Here is a 17,742-nt window from a genome sequence, read left to right as displayed (position 1 = left end):
ATAGCGTGATTTTTGTGGTGGGCCTCTTAGCGAATTGTCTTTGTAGTTTCGACAAGCGGGGTTAACAGATAGTGGCTTTCCGACCGCTTCTCATCCTTCTTAAGAAAATACCGGATGCTGAGTCTGTAAATAATCTGAATGGGAGGTTCGAGGATGATTGGATTCATGACAATATCGAATGTGTTATAATCCAGCGCATTGTAATATTGCGAAATAGCCTTTTCATTTTCATTGGTGTGCAGGAAGCTCTTCTTGCCTGAGGGCGCGACGGGGCGGGAAAATGCTATGTATTGAGAATACCGGTTCTGCGGATAGATCTGGTTAAACTCTTCTGTAATCGTCTTTTTCAATGTGTCGAGCCGTATATCGAGTTTTTTGTAGAGTTTTATTTTTTCGTGTATCTCGTTCACGCATTGTGTTTTCAGCGAATCTTTGTAAGATTGGAGGTTTTGAATAAAACAATCCACTTTTACCAGATCGTAGATTTCCGACTTAGTCGCCACACTGATCAATTTGTCCAGGGCTAATGGTTCTTTGTATCTGATCGAGACATTTTTCTTGAGCTCGAAACCGGAGGGTACTTCGTTGTATGTCTTGCTGAATATTTTTTGTTCAAGTTCATATTGATACTTAGGGATGAAGGATATCATATCTATATAAATATCGGCATCCTTTACACCGGTCGCTTTAATGCCCTGTTTGAATGCCTCAATTCTCGTATTCATCACCATGTCCGTCAGCTCGGCGGATTCACCGGCCTGAATCAGGCTGAATGTCGCGACATACTCGTCGGGCCGAGCGTTGTAAATACCACTTACTGAAATAACTACTTCGTTTTCTTGCGGTGCCGGCGGCAGCTCTAACTCGCCCGTGCTGACAAAGTTTTTAGTGTTGTTGTTATTCGCATAAATATAGCTGCCCGCACTCCTTGCAGGAGCATTATCCGGCACCGAACCGGGATACCGGCTGTTTCCCATGACTTGGGCTTTCGCGGGGGATGCGATCGGTGCCGATAGCATTGCCATGAGAATTATAAGCTTCCAGTATTTCATAACTTAATTTTGGTTTAAGTCGAAATATTGGAAGATTGACGGTTAGCAACGACTGACAACTATCAGAAGGTAAATATGTGTTAGCGTTGGGCGGTTATTTCGCAATTTTCAAATCGCGCCCGTCTACAACAATGACGTACAGCCCTTTGGGTAAACCTGAAATGTTGAGTTGCACAGATTGCTGTGCGGGTTCAACGGTCCGGAGTAATGTTCCTGTGCTGCTGAAAATCTGAATTTTACTCATTTTTTGAGCCGATTCGACCGTAATGACGTCGGTCGCGGGATTAGGATAGACACGCACGGTCTCGGTACCCTCCACCCGCACGCTCGTGATGCGGGTTAAATCGTATTTGCCGTCCACATCCACTTCTTTCACGCGGTAGTAATAAGTCCCTTTCGGCAGCATTTCCTCTTCGTACCGGTATGTGGTGCTGATTTTGGATTTACTCGCCGCTTTTAAGGTTCCGATTGTTGAGAAAGTGACGGCATCGGTGCTCCGCTGGATTTCGAAATGAGAAGCATTAAGTTCTGTGGAAGTGGCCCAGTCCACCTGAATACGCCCGCTTGTCCCAACGCGTGCGCTGAACGACTGCCAGGTGACAGGCAAAGCGATGGTCGATACACTCACCATCGGCGAGAAAATGGCGTTGGAGTTCGGATCGATTATTTTCAATTTATAGGAGCCCGGTGCGGTTGTCCATTGCCGGGAAGTGCTTTGAACCTGATTGCAGTCATCGCTTCCGAGCCAGTTGAACTGATAGCCTCCGGGCAACGAAGGCCCTGAGAACGTGATTTGAGAGCCAATGGTCGAAATTGCGACCGCAGGCGGAGGGGTAGCAGCATAGGGGTTCGATTGGCTTAAGAATTCGGGGGTTATTTTGTCGGCCCAGAAACCTGCAAGAGAGATTAATCCGGAATATACAGAGCCATCCGGCGAAGGGGTGACACCGTCGCCCCGGAAATGGACCTGGTCGCTGCGGTATTCGATGCTGTAATAGGGATCTGTTTCAGGGCCTTGAAACACATAAGGATACTGGATGTCATTATTGATCAGTTCATTTTGCGCATGGACGACATTGTCGGACACCCGGTTCACACCATTGACCGTAAACCGCGACGCCCGTGCTACTACCCAGGCCAGGTTGGGTTTGCCACTGTAATTCCGGCTCGCACCGATTACGTCCCAGAGTTCGGACAGGTACCGGTTAAAGGTGTTGTCACCGGGTTGTTCAAGAAAATTATCGGTTTCGCCCTGGTGCCATATCACCGCCCTGACCCCGAGCTGCCCAATGTAGTTGTTGAGGGCCAGGCGTAAATGACCAAAAGGAAGGCCGGCGGGGAAGGTGTAGCCAAAGGCGCTCGTCGTAATGCCACCAGGGTCGATGCTCTGCTTCCAATTGCTGACACCGGTGCTGGACCAGCCTCCATTGAATAGCATTACGGGAACCCGGAGTTTTTCATACAGTTTATCGCCAAATGCGCCCCAGCACCAGGCGTAGTTGCCGAAAGGCGCGGTTTTGACTTGAGCGTCCAGATGTACAAATTCCGGGCAGGGGAGTTGCACATTGGCATAAGGGGCGATTGTAAGTGTGGAAGGGTCAAGATTCTGGAAGTTCACGCTGTTTACCTGGTCGTGGGCCGCTCCGGGGCCATTGGGGTTGGAATCCCCGCCTGTTGCATTGGATTGACCGGCTACTACAAAAACTTCCCCTGCACCCACCCGGGACACATACGCTACGGGCGAGGTTCCACTCGAGTTGATGCCCCGGACTTCCAGTTGGTACCAGCCGCCTTTTACGCGGATAGAGCCCAGAAATTGTGCCCCGTTCAGATCATTATCGATGACCGACCAGCCGCCGCCTTCGGGTGCCGGCTGACCCTCTCCGGCTACCCTTGGTACGAACCTCGCTTCAATTTTTTGATAAGGCTGTGTCACATACCCTCCTATATATACGTCGACTTCGTTCAAGTTATTTCTCTGGAAAACTGCGCGTTCTGAGGGAAATGTTACTACAATTTGTGAATAGGTTCTTGATGAATTCAGTAGAACAAATAAGCATGTGAGAAGTAATAAATTTGGGTTCATAGCACACGATTTAGATAGAGGATGGAACAGTTAAATGCCAGGTTGTTTGACAATGTCAGAAACAGGGCAGCCTATCCGTCGGAGCGGATAATGTGCCTGGGGCGGAACGATGTGAAAGGATATAATTTGAATAGGAAGATAGCGAATATGCGCATAAAAACCTGTATTCGGGCCATTATTTATTGGTGACCAGTTAGCCCGACGGGCGGATTATAGATGGTGCTCCGGATAAAAATTATAATTTTGCCCTATGTCAAAAATGATACCTCAAAACCTGATCGAAATCATGGTCCACAATGCGCAGGAAGTCCAGAACCAGCTTGCGAAGGACCATGCACCTGTGGTAAAATTACATTCGCGCTATGGAAAGGCTATCTGGCTGCTTTCTGAGCTGGACCCTGTGAACAACATCGCCTTTGGCCTTTGTGACCTTGGGCAGGGTAATCCGGAGCTTAGCTATGTATCGCTCTCCGATCTGGCGAGCATCAAGCACGCCCGCCTGAAAGTCCCGATGGTGGAGGCTGATCTCGCCTTTGACGGGAAGTTCCCGATGAGTGTTTATCTGAACGCGGCGAAAGAGGCTAAGCGAGTCGTGGAAGATGATGCGATTTTAAGTCGGATCGCAGCTGCTCAATAATAATCGGTATCACGTACTTTCTTGTCCTAGTTCAATGCTCTGCCCCTGCCCGGGGTATACCTTTGTATCATCAAAACGCAAAGAACATCTTAACTGAACAAGACAATGGAAAATACGATCAACGGCATCCACCACATTACAGCTATCGCTGGTGACGCTAAAACCAACTACGATTTTTATACAAGGGTGCTGGGCCTGAGAATGGTGAAAAAAACCGTCAATTTTGACGATCCCAACACCTATCATTTTTACTACGGGGACAAAAACGGAACGCCCGGGTCTATTCTGACTTTCTTTCCATGGGGCAACCAGATTCCCGCCGGACGCAGAGGAACGCGCCAGGCCACGGAGATTGGTTATTCAGTACCCGAGGGAAGTCTTGATTTTTGGTTGAAAAGATTAGAGGCCAATAAAATAACCTATAACAAACCAGCCGAAAAATTCGGAGAACAATATCTTACTTTTCTGGATCCCGATGGTTTGAAATTCGAGTTGACCGTACCCAAAATCGCCGATAACAGAATTCCCTGGGAAACAGCTGAGGTGACAGCCGAACACGCGACGCGTGGTTTCCACAACATAACCATCACCGCCAACAAGATTGAGGAAACCGCCAAAGTGCTCACAGACATTTTTGGATACCGGCTTACTGAACAGCACGTAAACCGCTTCCGGTTTGTGACCGACGCGGTCGAGAATGCCAACATCGTCGATCTGGTAGAAGCTCCGGGTGAAAGAGCGGGACATGTGGCGGGTGGTTCGGTACACCATGTCGCCTTCCGGGTGGCTAATGACGATATCCTGATGGAATTCCGTAAAAAAGTGTTGGACGCCGGTTTGCAGATTACGGATAAAATAGACAGAAACTACTTCTATTCATTGTACTTCCGTGAGCCAGGTGGCGTGCTGTTCGAGATCGCCAGCGATAACCCCGGTTTTGCAACTGATGAAACGGTGGAACAACTGGGTTCCGGTTTAATGCTGCCTCCTCAGTACGAACCACGCCGTGAGCAGATCGTGAAGGTACTGCCGGTGTTAAATTAATGATTGAATGACTGAATGATTGAATGAGTGAATGTAAGCATCTGTAGAGTATAGACGGTGACAAGTTATTCATTCATTCGACTTCCAATAAGGACTCATTCAGTCATTCAAAATTACTCCACTTACTTATTCAAAATTAAAAATGCCTAGCAATCAAATCATCACAAGCGGGGTGCCGGTCCGGCAGGCCAAAAAGGCGATTGTCATGCTGCATGGCCGGGGCGCTTCGGCGGCGGATATTATATCGTTACAGCGGGTACTCCATTTGGAAGGAATGGCCATTTATGCACCGCAAGCCAGCAATCACAGTTGGTACCCATATAGTTTCATGGCTCCTGCCCAGCAAAATCAGCCGGCTCTGGATGCTGCATTAGGCCTGGTAGGCGAGGTTGTCAGCGAAATTCAGTCCGAAGGTATTCCGGCAGATCAGATCTATTTTGCGGGCTTTTCACAGGGAGCCTGTCTCACGCTGGAATATACTTCACGTAATGCGCAGAGATACGGCGGGATTATTGCTTTTACTGGAGGATTGATCGGGCAGGAACTGGTTACGGACAACTACCAGGGCGACTTCGTCCAGACGCCCGTATTCATTTCGACCGGCGATCCCGATCCGCATGTGCCGGTTTCAAGAGTGAGAGAAACCATCCATGTTCTGGAGAGCATGAATGCTTCGGTCTATCAGGCCATTTATCCAGACCGGCCACACACCATATCGGGGGAGGAGATCAAATTGGTGAACAACACGATTTTGAAGTAGTTATGAAAAATTCAATATTCCATCCCGCGGCGTCGCGGTTTTCCGCAGACCACGGGTGGCTGAAAAGCGCCCAGACATTCAGTTTTCATGGTAATTATGACCCGGCACGCATTCAGTTTGGCGCGTTACGTGTCCTGAACGATGATACTGTAAGCGGCGGAAAAGGTTTTGGCCGGCATCCGCACGACAATATGGAAATTATCTCCATTCCGCTGGAAGGAACGTTGGAACATCAGGATAGCATGGGTAATATAGCCGTGATCCGGCCTGGAGAAATACAGGCCATGAGTGCCGGAACCGGCATTTATCATACCGAATTCAACAAGGATCCCGAGCAGCCGGTTACTTTTCTTCAGATATGGTTGTATCCCAATCAATTGAATGTCGCGCCGCGGTATGACCAGCTTGACTACTCGGCAGCTGACAAACATAATCGTTTCCAGCAAATTCTTTCACCGGATCGGGATGATGAAGGAGTCTGGATACATCAGGACGCATGGTTTCATCTGGCTGACCTCGATCGGGATTTTGAGATTACTTACCAGCTGAAAAAGGAAGGAAATGGGGTTTACATCTTTGTGATCAAAGGGGCGATAGCGGTCAACGGGCAGGTATTGTCCACGCGGGATGGATACGGGTTCTGGCCGGAATCCCCTGTTGCAATCAAAGCCACAGCGGATTCGTCATTGCTGGTTATTGAAGTTCCCGGGAAGTGGTAGGCGGTGCCGGTTACCGCCTTTTTCTTGTCAGTCTTTAAACTGGCCGGTGGCTGGCAATTGCACCGGCATAATAGTCTGTATGATGTCAAAAACTAACATTCTGGTCATAGCCAATCATCCGGAGATCCTGGAAACGATCATCCGGCTGATCAACCAGCAGGAGGCCTGGAACGGGATACCGGCAGGTTCTTTGCAGGAAGCGGAAGCCGTACTTCGGATAAATTCGGTTGATTTAGTACTTTTGGGCGTTGGTGTGGACGATGAAACGGAGCAGCAGATAGTGTCGCTCTGTGAAAGCATCAACCCGCGCATTGTCTGCCAGCGCCACTTTGGGGGCGGTAGCGGACTGCTTTATTCCGAAATCCGGCACGCATTCGCCGGTAGATGATACCTGACCGGACTATGTTTGAAAAGATTAACAACTATGCACTGAGATGCCTGCCATTCACTCCTCAGGACCTCGGCTATTTCGATTCCTTACTTCAATTTAAAACCTATCCGAAAAAGGCTTTTATGTTGCAGCAGGGGGAAGTGTGCCAGTTTGAGGCGTACATTCTCAAAGGCTGCATTCGTACCTATTACATTGATAGCGCGGGGGCGGAGGTTACTTTGCAATTTGCGGTTGAGGACTGGTGGGTGAGTGATATCACCAGCTTTCACAACCAGACACCCAGCCACGTATATATCGAGACGCTCGAAGATTGTGAGGTATTGATCCTCACACCGGAAAACAAGGAAAAACTGCTGTCGCATGTGCCCGGATTTGAGCGGATGTTCCGGTTGATGGTCCAACGCAACCTTGCGCAAACGCAGGAGCGCCTGTTCCGCACCATATCCACCAGCGCAGTAGAGAAGTATCTCGATTTCCTGAACCGCTATCCTGCCATTCCCCAGCGTGTAGCCCAGCATTACATTGCTTCATATCTCGGTTTTTCCCCCGAATTCCTCAGTAAGGTCAGAAAGAAGCTCAGTGCGAAGTAGTGAACATTGCCAGTCGAAGCGCTGGCGACTATACGGTGCAAAATCCTCCACAAATTTTCCCCTTCGAATGGTCGATCAGGGCGTTTTACTGCATTGGAACAGAAATTTTTCAAAACCGCGGCATCACCAAAAGATCTAAGATCATGGCACGAAATACGGAAATTATAGAAGTACTGAATGACCTGATACTGATTAACAATGACCGCATTGCCGGTTATGAAAAAGCCTATGACGAAACAGAGGCCAGTGATACGGATCTGCGATCACTGTACAACAGCCTCGCAAATCATAGCCGCGACAATGTGTTGGAACTGAGCGGAGAAGTCACGGCATTGGATGGCGAACCGGCAACCGGTACAATGGTTTCAGGCAAATTATATCGGGTGTGGATGGATGTGCGCGCGGCATTCAGCAGTGATGGGCGCAAGACTTCGCTGGATAACTCCGAGTTTGGCGAGGACGCTGCTCAGAAAGCCTACGAGTCAGCTCTGAAGTCCGAAGAGCTGACCCCGGAACTGAGGGCGCTCATCACGCGCCAGAAAGCAACGATTCGAAATGGGCATGACACCATTAAAAGGCTCCGCGATTCGGAAAAAGCATATCATTAATGGGGTATTTCATCGGTAAACTAAAACGGGCGAGATCACTCGCCTGTTTTTTTGTTGTTTGGCAGCGGCCGTCAGGTCCTGCAATCACGCCCGTTATCGGCTGCCTGCGACCACCGGTATCTCGTTCAGAATGAGCGCAGCGGTGCGATCGATGCATTGCAATACGATTTTTTCAGGTGAACCCGCGAAAACTTCCCGGACGGCAACGGATTTTCCCTTCATAAATAAATGGATGAACATCGTGCCGACGGGCTTTTCGGATGTCTCGCTCCCGCCGGGGCAGGTAAGGCCTGTTATGGCAATATGGAGGTCGGCGGGGATAAATCGTTGAAGGCGCTCGGCGAGCTCCCGGGTTACTTCTGCACTTTCCGGGGTGAATTTACGCAGCATGTCTTTGGGAACATGAAGAATACTTTCCTTGAGCGCAGCATCGTAGCAAACCAGGCTTCCCTTGAGTGTGCGCCCGGATTCGGGACACATCGAAAACTCGGCCGATAGCCTGCCGGCAGTGGCGCTTTCGGCAAATGCAACCGTCAGCTGGCGGTCAGCCAGTGCTTCGCTACACTTCATGATGATTTGTGAAGGCATAATAATCTTTTTACGAATGTCTCCGCAAAAACTCTGCCAGTGATCACATCCATTATTTATAGGTCGTGATCAAAATCTCAGAATCGGTCAAAGCCTGGATGGAATGTGCCAGTCCGGAATGGAACGTCATCATCTGGCCATTTGTGGTGTAAAATACCCGGCCTTCTGTTTCAACCTTAAGTTCCCCCGACAATACCTGAAATGTGAGACATTCATCGATCGAATGGTCATTGACGATAGCTCCGGATTTCAGGACCGATATCACGATTGTGATCTTTTCAGATTTATAGACCGTAATGGCATTGCGATCGTTTTTTACCCATGATTTTTCGGATTTAAGCTGTTCCAGATACATCGGGATATCGGTGAAAACATAGGGCGCATCGAGAATGCGGTCACCTTCCGGGCGATTGCCGGTAGACTGATTCGATTTGATTTCCATTGTCATCGGGTTTAATTAGGATTGATCGAAAAATTCCACGGCCAGGAAAATCATGCCATAGCCTGATCGGGCATTATTTGAAGATAATTTAGTAAAAATACCTGTAAAAACTGTGCTGCGGAATATTTAAACGAATAGGGGGACCGTTACCCCGAATTTGCGCTTTCCGGAGAAAAACTTGTCTTCTATAAATGACTTTTGCCATTTGCTAACAAGATCGACCGTTTGATAACTGAAATGGTACTTTTTTTAGAGTTATTCCATTATTTTTGGACCACTTACTCTTAACTAAAATTTAGCTGTGGAAATCAATACAAGAGAAATAGGCGTTACACTGATGCTGATCTGCATGATCGCATTTTGGACTTTGTCGTCCGTTCGCAAGCGGATCGCTGCCGAGAGAAAGAAAAAAATCCGGAAGGAAGGGGTTGAAGCCAACGCAACGGTTCTGACCATTCGTCCAACAGGAGAGTACCTGAATAACTTACCAGAGTTTCAGGTACAGGTTAAAGTCAAACCGAATGCGGGCGCTGATTTTGTAGCCGAAATGAAAGAGGTACTTCCTTATGGAAAATACGACGCTATCCGGAGAGGGACGCAGGTCCTGGTCAAGTATGACCCGGAATACTATAAAAGGGCCATCTTTCTTCAAATGGCCGAGACGCTGATCTAGATAGAAGTCGTCAGTAAATGATACACCCGGGCCTTACGGCCCTTTTTTATTGAAACGAGGCGCAGGTCATAAATTCCTTCTTTCATTTTGTTCTTAAAGATCTGACAGCGAAACCCCGGCGAGGCAGGCCTTTTGAATGTGGTCAAAAAACTTCTCACCGCATTCGGGTAGTCATTTTCAACCTTGAAAAGATACTTCGGGCTGTCCTTTTCCAATGCGGCTACAAAGAGCTGATCATATCCTTCGCGCTCATGAAAAGTTTCGTTTTTCAGATTAATGACAGCAGGATCATCCGATTGATATACGTTGAGCGAAGCTGCGGTGTTTTTCCAGTTAATATGCAGAAGGGGGGCGTCTGGCGACGGGATAGTGTTTCGCAAAGTGTTTTTTTGGGCTTCAAGAAGATATTGTTTTGAAAGACTATCCTGGTAAATCAGCGGGTAGTAAATCCTTTTGCTCCACAGGAAATTATATTGGTTTGCCTCGATGGCGCTTCGATAATAGCGGATGTCGCCGTAATAAAGATAGTAAGTGGAGGCGCAAAACACTACCGTTCCGGCTGTAACAAAATGCCGTAACCAAACGCCCGTTTTGAAACGGTCGGCGTAGCCGTCATAGAAACCGATGGCAAGAACCCCGAACAGCGCTGCGTATATCTTGTACCGACCCATCTGATAACCAGTATGATCCGGTTCCTCACCTCTTGCAAAAACAATGAGGAAACCCACGAAAAGCAATGCGGCAATCCCGGCTGCGCACAGCCACTGCAGATGGCTGATCGTCCGCTGCTTCCGGCGGACCATCTGTGTGAACAAAATAATCAACGGCAAGGTGGTGCAAACACCCAGCAGTATACTGGATGTTTTCCCGAACAGTTGAGGATCGGCAAGCTGACCACTAAAAGAAAAGAGCAGGAGGGATTTCGGCAACACATTACTGAATGAATTGCGGACCAGAGAGCCGGAATGGATCGTAAGTGTGGCAAGGTGAACCGCTGTAATCCCCACCAATAGTACGGTTGGCCAGACAACGCTCTTTCTTTGCGGGAAAACCAGCCAGGTAATAACGAGCCAGATCACAATGGCGGCCAGTCCGTTGGCGCTGCTGAAAAGGGCAAGAAGCGCCAGTGTGGCGCTCGCATATGGGCGCTCGCGTTTAAATGCCAGATGAAACGACGCCAGGGAAAAGAAAATACAAGGCGCGTGCTGCAAGCTGCATGTAGCCCAGGAAATCGTATCTTCATAGTGCTGAACCTGGAACAGCAGGCAACAAATAGCAAGCAATGCAGGAAGGGAAAGTTTCTGTTCCCGGTAGAAAATATAGAACAGTGCCGCAATACCCAGCAGGCTAATGTTGCCCAGGACGATCAGCCAACGGATATTGACCTGGCCGGTCAAGGCGTATTGTAAAAGCGTAATGAGCTTCGAAAAAAGTACGCGGTGCTCAAAATTCTGTTCAAAGAGCAGCACCAGCTTGTCCCGCACGCCGTTGCTTTCCCGGAAACGGAGAATGAATTGGACGATATTCTCGAAATCGTCGTAGAAGGGGAAATTAAAGGACAGGGTGAAAACAGAAGACCAGAAAACGGTGATAACCGCAAATAGTATGATCCAGATAACACTTTTGTATAATTTGTAATAAGCAGTCATTCGGAAAGTGAATTGAAACAGCTGCCGATTCCCTGCCCGTGGTGGCTCAGGAGGAGTGTTGCCGCAAAATATGAAAAGTTTGGCTGATCAGCGCACACAGACTCGCGTGCAAATGATTTTGCGGTTTCCAGAGCCGAAAAAAGGCAAAAAAAAAGTCCGCTGGGCGGACTGAAGATGGATTATTAAATATGTGGAGGAAAATGAGTGTGTGTATAGGTGGAACGCATAGTGTGTGTTTCCGTTTCATTAAGCAATACAAACAAAAGAGTAAAATTCGGGCTAGACAAAGTTGTTGAATGACAGGCATGGTACAGTTAGCGATCGGCAAAATTCATTTTAAATGCCGGTTTTTTTGTACTTTATATTATTGTTAAGATGGCGTTGACGATCCCGATCATCCCTATTTTTATCCGACTAACGCAGCAAATATGAAACAAACTCTTCACACACTCTTTTATCTGGTGTGGGCGCTGGCGCAGCCGGGCGTTTACGCGCAGGATGTCGTAAAACTCATCGCACATCGGGGAGGTGTGGCCGACAGTACTTTCACGGAGAATGGTCTGCCGGCCTTGCACGAAGCTGCCAGGCTCGGTTACGGGATGATTGAAACCGATATGCGCGTCACAGCCGACGGTAGGCTCGTTACCAACCACGATGCCGACTTCGTGCGGTTTTACGGCGTAAACCGAAAGGTAACGGATATGAGGTGGGAGGATATTCAACTGCTCCGGAGCAAGCTGGATGGCAATACACCTTTATTGCTGGAAGATGTCCTGAAATTCTGCCGGGAAAAAGGAATGAGTGTAATGCTCGACAACAAAATTGCCGGGCTCGATACGACGCTGTTCGGGCAGGTGGTCGCGTTGCTGGACCGGTATCAGCTCAGGGAGCAGGCACTGATGATCGGGACGGACGAGTCGACCGCGTTTTTTACGGGTAAGATAAGACTGAGTTGTTCACGGAAGCAGCTGGAAGCGAATATGCGGCTGCCGCATTATAAAGCCAGCGACTATTATCTTTTTGAACGACCCGTGAATTTATCTCCGGAAGACCTGGAATGGGCGGCGAAGAACGGCATCCGGGTGGTTGCCGCTATAAATAAATTCCATTACCGTAAATCGGCGGACGTGATGGCCGATGCGCAGCGGGACTGCGTCCGCATGCTGAAATATGGCGTTCGCGAATTTCAGATCGATTCCGAGTTCAGAAAATTTCTCCCGGAATAAGATTTCTTAAAAAAAATTAGAAATCGTTTTAGGGGTTGACTGGAGTTGTTTGACTATACATGTAAATCCGGTAATGGAGCACCCTCATGACTAAATTTCTAACCGATGAACAGCTGGTATCGCAGCTCCGGGAAGGCAACAAGCGTGCCTTCGAGGAGATTTACGATCGTTACTGGTATAAGCTGTTTTGCATATCCTATCATCAGGTGGGGTCCAGGGAGGAGTCAGAAGAACTGGTCCATGACATTTTCGAGAGTCTTTGGAAAAAACGCATCGATACCGAAATCCGGAATCTCGGAACCTACCTGGTGATCGCGATGAAATACCGGGTAACCAATTTTATCAAATCGCAGATCACCTGGCGCAGATACCAGGAATATCTGATCCTGAACAAGATCCAGGAAACCTATTCGACCGACGAAATCGTGCAGTTTTCGGACTTGTCGAGTGCTGTGGACGAGGTAATGCGGAAACTTCCCGAAAAAACAAGCCGTGTTTTTCATCTGAGCCGGTTTGAAAACCAGTCGGTCCGCGACATCGCGGAGGCGTTGAATATGACGGAAAAAGCCGTGGAGTACCACATCACGAAATCATTGAAAGCATTGAAGGAGAATCTCCGAACCTATTATTCCAACAACTAAACCTATACACGCCAGCGCTGATGACACCATACAATTACGACAGGCTGATCGAAAAATATGTGGCCGGAGAGGCTACCCCGGAAGAGGGAGAATGCGTGGAAAAGTTTCTGGAAGAGAATCCGGTAGAAGACTCGGCCGTACTGTTATCCGAAAAAGACGAGATAGGGGAGCGCATCCGCAGGAAATTACTCTCCAATACCACCAGGAGGCCAATCAAAACAGGATGGTGGTGGATGGCAGCGGCGGCATCGGTCGCGTTGATTGCCGGCGTATTATGGCTCGCTCCGGTGCAACACCAGCTATATTTCCCCGCCTTTGCATCAGTTTGGGATGATGATAATGAAGGGTTTGCGGTAAAAAATACGTCAAAGAAATCACAGCGACTGACCTTGGAGGATGGAAGCATCGTAATCTTGCAACCCAACAGCCGTATCAGCTACCCTGACCACTTTGGAGAGCGTAAAAGAATGGTTTACCTGCATGGGGAGGCATTCTTTCAGGTGAAGCGTGATGTAACCAAGCCGTTCATTGTTTCGACTGAAAACCTGGCGACACAGGTGCTGGGTACCTCGTTTCGGGTAAAATCCTATGATGGAGCGGGGTCCATCGAGGTACAGGTGGTGACGGGAAGGGTCTCTGTTTATGAAAATACAGATAACAAGGTGACAAGCCGTAACGGTTTCATTCTGACACCCAATCAGAAGGTGATTTTTGACAAGGAATCCAGAAAAATGGAGTTGGGGATCGTCCGTAATCCCGCGGTGGTAAAGCCGCTGGAATCCGGGTTGAAATTTGAGTTTTCAGAGATTCCTGCGGCTGATGTGTTAGCCGCGCTGGAACAGACTTACGGAATAGATATCGTGGTAGAAGGTGATGTTTTGAAAAACTGCCTGTTTACCGGTGACCTCAACGACTTGCCGATGTTCGATCAGCTTGACCTGATCTGCAAGGCGGTCAATGTGGAATATGAGCGTAGGGGTGCATCGCTGTTTGTTTCGGGCGAAGGTTGTACCCATTAGGATAAGATGAATTTTAATAAAAATGCCGGCCATGCGCTAACATGTCCGGCCCTTTGAATACCCTTCCTGGCAGAAGGGCACCGTTTGTTTTTGAGTTGTTCAGTTCACAAAAACCTTTAAAATTATGCATAAAAAAATACCCTACAAAAGGGTTGTTTACAAAGTCATGAGTGCTACGGCTAAACAACTTTTGCTTGCTTTGATATGCTGTGGAATCTCCATGGCACACGACGTATATAGCCAGGAATTACTGAACAAGGAGATCTCGCTGAAAACGGAATCCCTCGAAATCAGGCAGGTGCTGCGGCAGATCGAAAAGCAGGCCGATGTCAAGTTTGTATACAGTACCAACAGCATCCACGGAAGGAGCACGGTATCGGCACGACAGCTTCAGGGATCTTTGAACCAGGTCCTCGACCAGCTGCTGACGCCATTGAATGTGTCTTATGAAGTAGTCGGCAACTCCCGCATCCTGCTCAGAAAAAAGAGCGACCCACAAAGTGCCAGCCCTTTTCGTTCCGCGACGACGGACATTATAGCCGACCGCACCATCACAGGAAAAGTGGCAGATGAAAAAGGGGACGGGCTGCCTGGCGTTAATATCCTGATCGTAGGCAGCCAGCAAGGGACCACGACAGACCAGAATGGTCAGTTTCAACTCAATGTACCGGAGGGTAATGTGACATTGCGCTTTTCCTTCATCGGGTATGTCAGCCAGGATGCCGTCGTGGGCAATAGTTCTTTGATTAACATCAGCATGGCCCCCGACGTGAACGCATTGAAAGAAGTGGTGGTGGTGGGTTACGGAACACAGGAGAAAAAGGACGTCACCGGCGCGGTTTCCTCGGTGAAAGGGTCTGATTTTCAGAATCTTCCCTCGGGCGGGGCGCAGCAGGCATTACAGGGACGTGCTGCGGGCGTGAACATTATCCGCAATGGTGGTGCGCCTGGTGACGCCGGGACGATCCAGATCCGGGGTTTCGGAACGGTCAACAATGCAGATCCGCTGGTGGTGATCGACGGGGTACCGGCGGGTTCCATGAACGACGTGAATCCCAACGATATCGAATCCATTGAGATACTGAAAGATGCGTCTGCGTCTGCGATATACGGAACGCGTGCAGCGAACGGGGTGGTCATTATCACCACGAAGCGGGGAACATTCGACAACCCGATTGCTGTGACGCTCAACGGCTATGCCGGGGTAACCAACCGCATTAAAATTCTGGACATGCTCGATGCTCCCTCGCTGGCCGCATTGAAACAGGAAGCGTATAAAAATGACGGATTGCCTGTCCCGCCGATCTGGGAAGACAAACAGTACCAGAAGCAGCAAACCAACTGGCAGGAAGCGCTGCTGCAACGGGGTGTGACCCAGAACTACGATGCGGCGATCCGCGGCGGAGGTAAATATTCCTCATTCTCGATCTCGGGAGGCTATTATAATGAAAAGGGGATCATCGGGAAGTCGTACTACAAACGTTACACTTTACGCGTTAATTCGGATCATAAAATCGGGTCAAAGCTGAAAATCGGTCAGAACCTGCAATTTACCAATACACACAATACTGCCCCGAATACGACGTCGTCACAGACTGGCCTTTTGTGGAGCGCGATCCGTTTCCACCCGGGCCTGCCTATTCACAATGCGGACGGATCTTATAGCACCACCAAGGGGATCGGCGCATTCGGGGATATCAATAATCCTATTTTCACGGTCGACACACAGGATCAGAACAATATCCGCAACCGTTTTCTCGGAAGCCTTACAGGCGAACTGGAAATTCTGAAAGGACTGAAATTGCGGGCGAACCTGGCGATGGATGCTACTTTTTCAGAGAATACCAATTTTGAAGTCAAGATCAATGACCAGTTTCGTACCAACTCCTACAACCAGCTGGACCTTACACACGGCAAATACTGGTCGTTTCTTCAGGAATATTTTCTTTCTTATGACAAAAAATTCGGGGCTCACAGCCTGAGCCTGGTAGGAGGGTATACCTCTCAAACATTCAACAGCATTTCGGCCCGCCAGCGCGGCCGTGATTTCGCCAGTGAAGACCCATCGCTCCGCTATCTGCAATATGCCGGTACAATCGTATCCGTGGCCGGTGAAAATGGCAACCGTAGCTATGATGCACTGGCATCCTGGTTTGGTAGGGCTAATTACTCACTCCTGGACCGTTATCTGTTGACTGCCACTTTCCGTTCCGACGGTTCCTCCAAATTTGCTCCCGGCAATCGCTGGGGTTATTTTCCGGCATTTTCTTTGGGATGGAGACTTTCGGAAGAAGCGTTCTTCAAGAATGCATTACCGGTTTTCAGCAACTTCAAACTTACCGGCGGCTGGGGACAGCTGGGTAACCAGAACGTCAACTCGCTGCAATACCTGGCATTGATCAACTCCTCCTACCGGTATGCGCTGGGAGCAGGCGGCACCCAGAGTGAAATCTCGGGCGCGGCGCAAAGCCGGCTGGCTAATTTGCAGATTGGCTGGGAAACGGCCGAAATGACCAACTTTGGCGTAGAAGCCGGATTGTGGAAAAATGCCCTTTATCTGTCGGTCAATTACTTTATCAAGGACACTAAGAAGATGTTGCTGGCGCCCCCATCTGTGGGAACGATCGGTACGTCCATTATTCCTGATCAGAACATCGGTCAGCTCCGTAACAAGGGCGTTGAAATCGAAGCATCCTACCGTCATTCGTTCGGAGATCTCACTTTTAATGTAAGCGGTAATGCGACCTTGATCAGCAACCGGATCACCAAGCTGGCGACACCGGGCGGTTTTCTGGCCTCGCAGCTCTATGGGCGCGGGCAGCAGGAAATCGTAAGGACCTACGAGGGCAACCCATATGGCACATTTTACGGGTATAAAGCCAATGGGTTATATCAAAATCAAGGTGAAATCGATGCGGACCCCAACATTGCCAACGACGACCGTAAAACCAACGGTCAGATCCACCCGGGCGATGTGCGGTTTCTGGACCTGAATGGCGATGGCATTGTCGACGACAAGGACCGGACCATCCTGGGGAGTCCGCAGCCCAAAATCAACTATGGTTTGAACGCGGGCCTCAATTACAAAGGTTTTGATTTCAACCTGTTCTTCGTAGGAGTGGGCGGCGTTTCTATCTTCAACGCGGACAGAATGCAGGGACTGGACGCCAGCTATTCGTTTAATCTCTACCAGGAAACCAGTAATCGCTGGCATGGTGAAGGAACGAGCACGACGGTTCCCAGGCTGAGCATCGACAACCCGAACCGTAATTTCCGCCCGTCGGATTTGTTCATTGAAAAAGGAGATTTTTTCCGTCTCAAAAACTTCACGTTGGGTTATTCAGTACCTAAAACCGTGATCGAGAAAATAAAGCTGTCAGCGGCGAGAATTTACGTGACGGGACAGAACGTGTTCACTTTCACCAAGTATACCGGGCTGAATCCGGAGCTGGGTTATGTCGGAGGCGACGCAAATGCGAGGGCGGCAGGGCAATACAGTCAGCTGAATGTCGACTATGCGCAGTATCCGCTCGCACGCACGTGGACCATCGGAGCAACTTTATCATTTTAATCCAAAAACAGAAAGGGCATAGTTTCGCCCCTACCAGATAACCGAC

General features: G+C 49.0%; 17 protein-coding genes. 12 read left to right on the top strand and 5 right to left on the bottom strand.

Annotated features, from left to right (window positions below):
• Positions 1–26: 26 nt before the first annotated feature.
• Together BP71_RS19615 and BP71_RS19610 are read right to left on the bottom strand one after the other, a co-directional pair.
• Positions 27–1,052: an SIMPL domain-containing protein gene (locus BP71_RS19615; protein ID WP_496382292.1), complete on the bottom strand. Its 1,026-nt coding sequence runs from the start codon at positions 1,050–1,052 to the stop codon at positions 27–29.
• A gap of 94 nt (positions 1,053–1,146) precedes the next feature.
• A complete protein-coding gene (locus tag BP71_RS19610; RefSeq protein WP_496382290.1) occupies positions 1,147–3,021 on the bottom strand; it encodes a T9SS type A sorting domain-containing protein in 1,875 nt (624 codons plus the stop codon).
• A gap of 367 nt (positions 3,022–3,388) precedes the next feature.
• On the opposite strand from BP71_RS19610, the gene BP71_RS19605 reads away from it, so the two are divergent.
• The 7 genes from BP71_RS19605 (at position 3,389) to BP71_RS19575 (ending at position 7,887) form a co-directional block, all read left to right on the top strand.
• Positions 3,389–3,775 (top strand): DUF2958 domain-containing protein, encoded by a 387-nt coding sequence (locus tag BP71_RS19605; protein ID WP_496382288.1) that lies wholly within the window; start codon positions 3,389–3,391, stop codon positions 3,773–3,775.
• Between the two features lie 105 nt (positions 3,776–3,880).
• Positions 3,881–4,819 (top strand): ring-cleaving dioxygenase, encoded by a 939-nt coding sequence (locus BP71_RS19600; RefSeq protein ID WP_496382286.1) that lies wholly within the window; start codon positions 3,881–3,883, stop codon positions 4,817–4,819.
• A gap of 142 nt (positions 4,820–4,961) precedes the next feature.
• Positions 4,962–5,579, top strand: coding sequence for an alpha/beta hydrolase (locus tag BP71_RS19595; RefSeq protein WP_496382285.1), 618 nt, complete (start codon positions 4,962–4,964; stop codon positions 5,577–5,579).
• Positions 5,580–5,581: 2 nt separating this feature from the next.
• Complete coding sequence (locus tag BP71_RS19590; protein WP_496382283.1) at positions 5,582–6,298, top strand: pirin family protein; 717 nt, start codon at positions 5,582–5,584, stop codon at positions 6,296–6,298.
• A 79-nt stretch (positions 6,299–6,377) separates the two neighbouring features.
• Positions 6,378–6,686 (top strand): response regulator, encoded by a 309-nt coding sequence (locus tag BP71_RS19585; RefSeq protein ID WP_496382281.1) that lies wholly within the window; start codon positions 6,378–6,380, stop codon positions 6,684–6,686.
• A gap of 14 nt (positions 6,687–6,700) precedes the next feature.
• Complete coding sequence (locus tag BP71_RS19580) at positions 6,701–7,279, top strand: Crp/Fnr family transcriptional regulator (protein ID WP_496382279.1); 579 nt, start codon at positions 6,701–6,703, stop codon at positions 7,277–7,279.
• A 143-nt stretch (positions 7,280–7,422) separates the two neighbouring features.
• On the top strand, positions 7,423–7,887 hold the full coding sequence (locus BP71_RS19575) for a PA2169 family four-helix-bundle protein (RefSeq protein ID WP_496382278.1): 465 nt from the start codon (positions 7,423–7,425) through the stop codon (positions 7,885–7,887).
• A 93-nt stretch (positions 7,888–7,980) separates the two neighbouring features.
• On the opposite strand, the gene BP71_RS19570 is transcribed toward BP71_RS19575, so the two are convergent.
• Together BP71_RS19570 and BP71_RS19565 are read right to left on the bottom strand one after the other, a co-directional pair.
• Positions 7,981–8,475, bottom strand: coding sequence for a CinA family protein (locus tag BP71_RS19570; protein ID WP_496382276.1), 495 nt, complete (start codon positions 8,473–8,475; stop codon positions 7,981–7,983).
• 52 nt (positions 8,476–8,527) lie between these two features.
• On the bottom strand, positions 8,528–8,917 hold the full coding sequence (locus BP71_RS19565) for a cupin domain-containing protein (RefSeq protein WP_496382274.1): 390 nt from the start codon (positions 8,915–8,917) through the stop codon (positions 8,528–8,530).
• A 301-nt stretch (positions 8,918–9,218) separates the two neighbouring features.
• Between BP71_RS19565 and BP71_RS19560 the strand changes: the two genes are divergently transcribed.
• Positions 9,219–9,590: a hypothetical protein gene (locus tag BP71_RS19560; RefSeq protein WP_496382272.1), complete on the top strand. Its 372-nt coding sequence runs from the start codon at positions 9,219–9,221 to the stop codon at positions 9,588–9,590.
• Here the strand turns inward: BP71_RS19560 and BP71_RS19555 are convergent.
• A complete protein-coding gene (locus BP71_RS19555; protein ID WP_496382270.1) occupies positions 9,587–11,239 on the bottom strand; it encodes a hypothetical protein in 1,653 nt (550 codons plus the stop codon). The genes BP71_RS19560 and BP71_RS19555 overlap by 4 nt on opposite strands.
• A 428-nt stretch (positions 11,240–11,667) precedes the next feature.
• Between BP71_RS19555 and BP71_RS19550 the strand changes: the two genes are divergently transcribed.
• From BP71_RS19550 to BP71_RS19535, 4 genes are all read left to right on the top strand, one after another.
• On the top strand, positions 11,668–12,465 hold the full coding sequence (locus tag BP71_RS19550) for a glycerophosphodiester phosphodiesterase (protein WP_496382268.1): 798 nt from the start codon (positions 11,668–11,670) through the stop codon (positions 12,463–12,465).
• 86 nt (positions 12,466–12,551) lie between these two features.
• Positions 12,552–13,106, top strand: coding sequence for an RNA polymerase sigma factor (locus tag BP71_RS19545; protein ID WP_496382266.1), 555 nt, complete (start codon positions 12,552–12,554; stop codon positions 13,104–13,106).
• A 20-nt stretch (positions 13,107–13,126) separates the two neighbouring features.
• The gene (locus tag BP71_RS19540) at positions 13,127–14,125 is read left to right on the top strand and encodes a FecR family protein (RefSeq protein ID WP_496382264.1); all 999 of its coding nucleotides are present in this window, start codon (positions 13,127–13,129) and stop codon (positions 14,123–14,125) included.
• 124 nt (positions 14,126–14,249) lie between these two features.
• Entirely contained in the window at positions 14,250–17,696 is a 3,447-nt protein-coding gene (locus BP71_RS19535; protein WP_496382262.1) for a TonB-dependent receptor, read from the top strand.
• The last annotated feature ends 46 nt before the right edge of the window (positions 17,697–17,742 follow it).

The sequence above is a fragment of the Dyadobacter ginsengisoli DSM 21015 genome (assembly GCF_059568735.1).
Note: the sequence above shows the minus strand (reverse complement) of the source record. Positions and strands in the feature narration are given on the sequence as shown.

What these genes read in the sequence shown, in the direction of transcription:
- BP71_RS19615 (WP_496382292.1), bottom strand. Translation starts at nt 1,052, where the DNA reads ATGAAATACTGGAAGCTTATAATTCTCATGGCAATGCTATCGGCACCG.
- BP71_RS19605 (WP_496382288.1), top strand. Translation starts at nt 3,389, where the DNA reads ATGTCAAAAATGATACCTCAAAACCTGATCGAAATCATGGTCCACAAT.
- BP71_RS19600 (WP_496382286.1), top strand. Translation starts at nt 3,881, where the DNA reads ATGGAAAATACGATCAACGGCATCCACCACATTACAGCTATCGCTGGT.
- BP71_RS19595 (WP_496382285.1), top strand. Translation starts at nt 4,962, where the DNA reads ATGCCTAGCAATCAAATCATCACAAGCGGGGTGCCGGTCCGGCAGGCC.
- BP71_RS19590 (WP_496382283.1), top strand. Translation starts at nt 5,582, where the DNA reads ATGAAAAATTCAATATTCCATCCCGCGGCGTCGCGGTTTTCCGCAGAC.
- BP71_RS19585 (WP_496382281.1), top strand. Translation starts at nt 6,378, where the DNA reads ATGATGTCAAAAACTAACATTCTGGTCATAGCCAATCATCCGGAGATC.
- BP71_RS19580 (WP_496382279.1), top strand. Translation starts at nt 6,701, where the DNA reads ATGTTTGAAAAGATTAACAACTATGCACTGAGATGCCTGCCATTCACT.
- BP71_RS19575 (WP_496382278.1), top strand. Translation starts at nt 7,423, where the DNA reads ATGGCACGAAATACGGAAATTATAGAAGTACTGAATGACCTGATACTG.
- BP71_RS19570 (WP_496382276.1), bottom strand. Translation starts at nt 8,475, where the DNA reads ATGCCTTCACAAATCATCATGAAGTGTAGCGAAGCACTGGCTGACCGC.
- BP71_RS19565 (WP_496382274.1), bottom strand. Translation starts at nt 8,917, where the DNA reads ATGGAAATCAAATCGAATCAGTCTACCGGCAATCGCCCGGAAGGTGAC.
- BP71_RS19555 (WP_496382270.1), bottom strand. Translation starts at nt 11,239, where the DNA reads ATGACTGCTTATTACAAATTATACAAAAGTGTTATCTGGATCATACTA.
- BP71_RS19550 (WP_496382268.1), top strand. Translation starts at nt 11,668, where the DNA reads ATGAAACAAACTCTTCACACACTCTTTTATCTGGTGTGGGCGCTGGCG.
- BP71_RS19545 (WP_496382266.1), top strand. Translation starts at nt 12,552, where the DNA reads ATGACTAAATTTCTAACCGATGAACAGCTGGTATCGCAGCTCCGGGAA.
- BP71_RS19540 (WP_496382264.1), top strand. Translation starts at nt 13,127, where the DNA reads ATGACACCATACAATTACGACAGGCTGATCGAAAAATATGTGGCCGGA.
- BP71_RS19535 (WP_496382262.1), top strand. Translation starts at nt 14,250, where the DNA reads ATGCATAAAAAAATACCCTACAAAAGGGTTGTTTACAAAGTCATGAGT.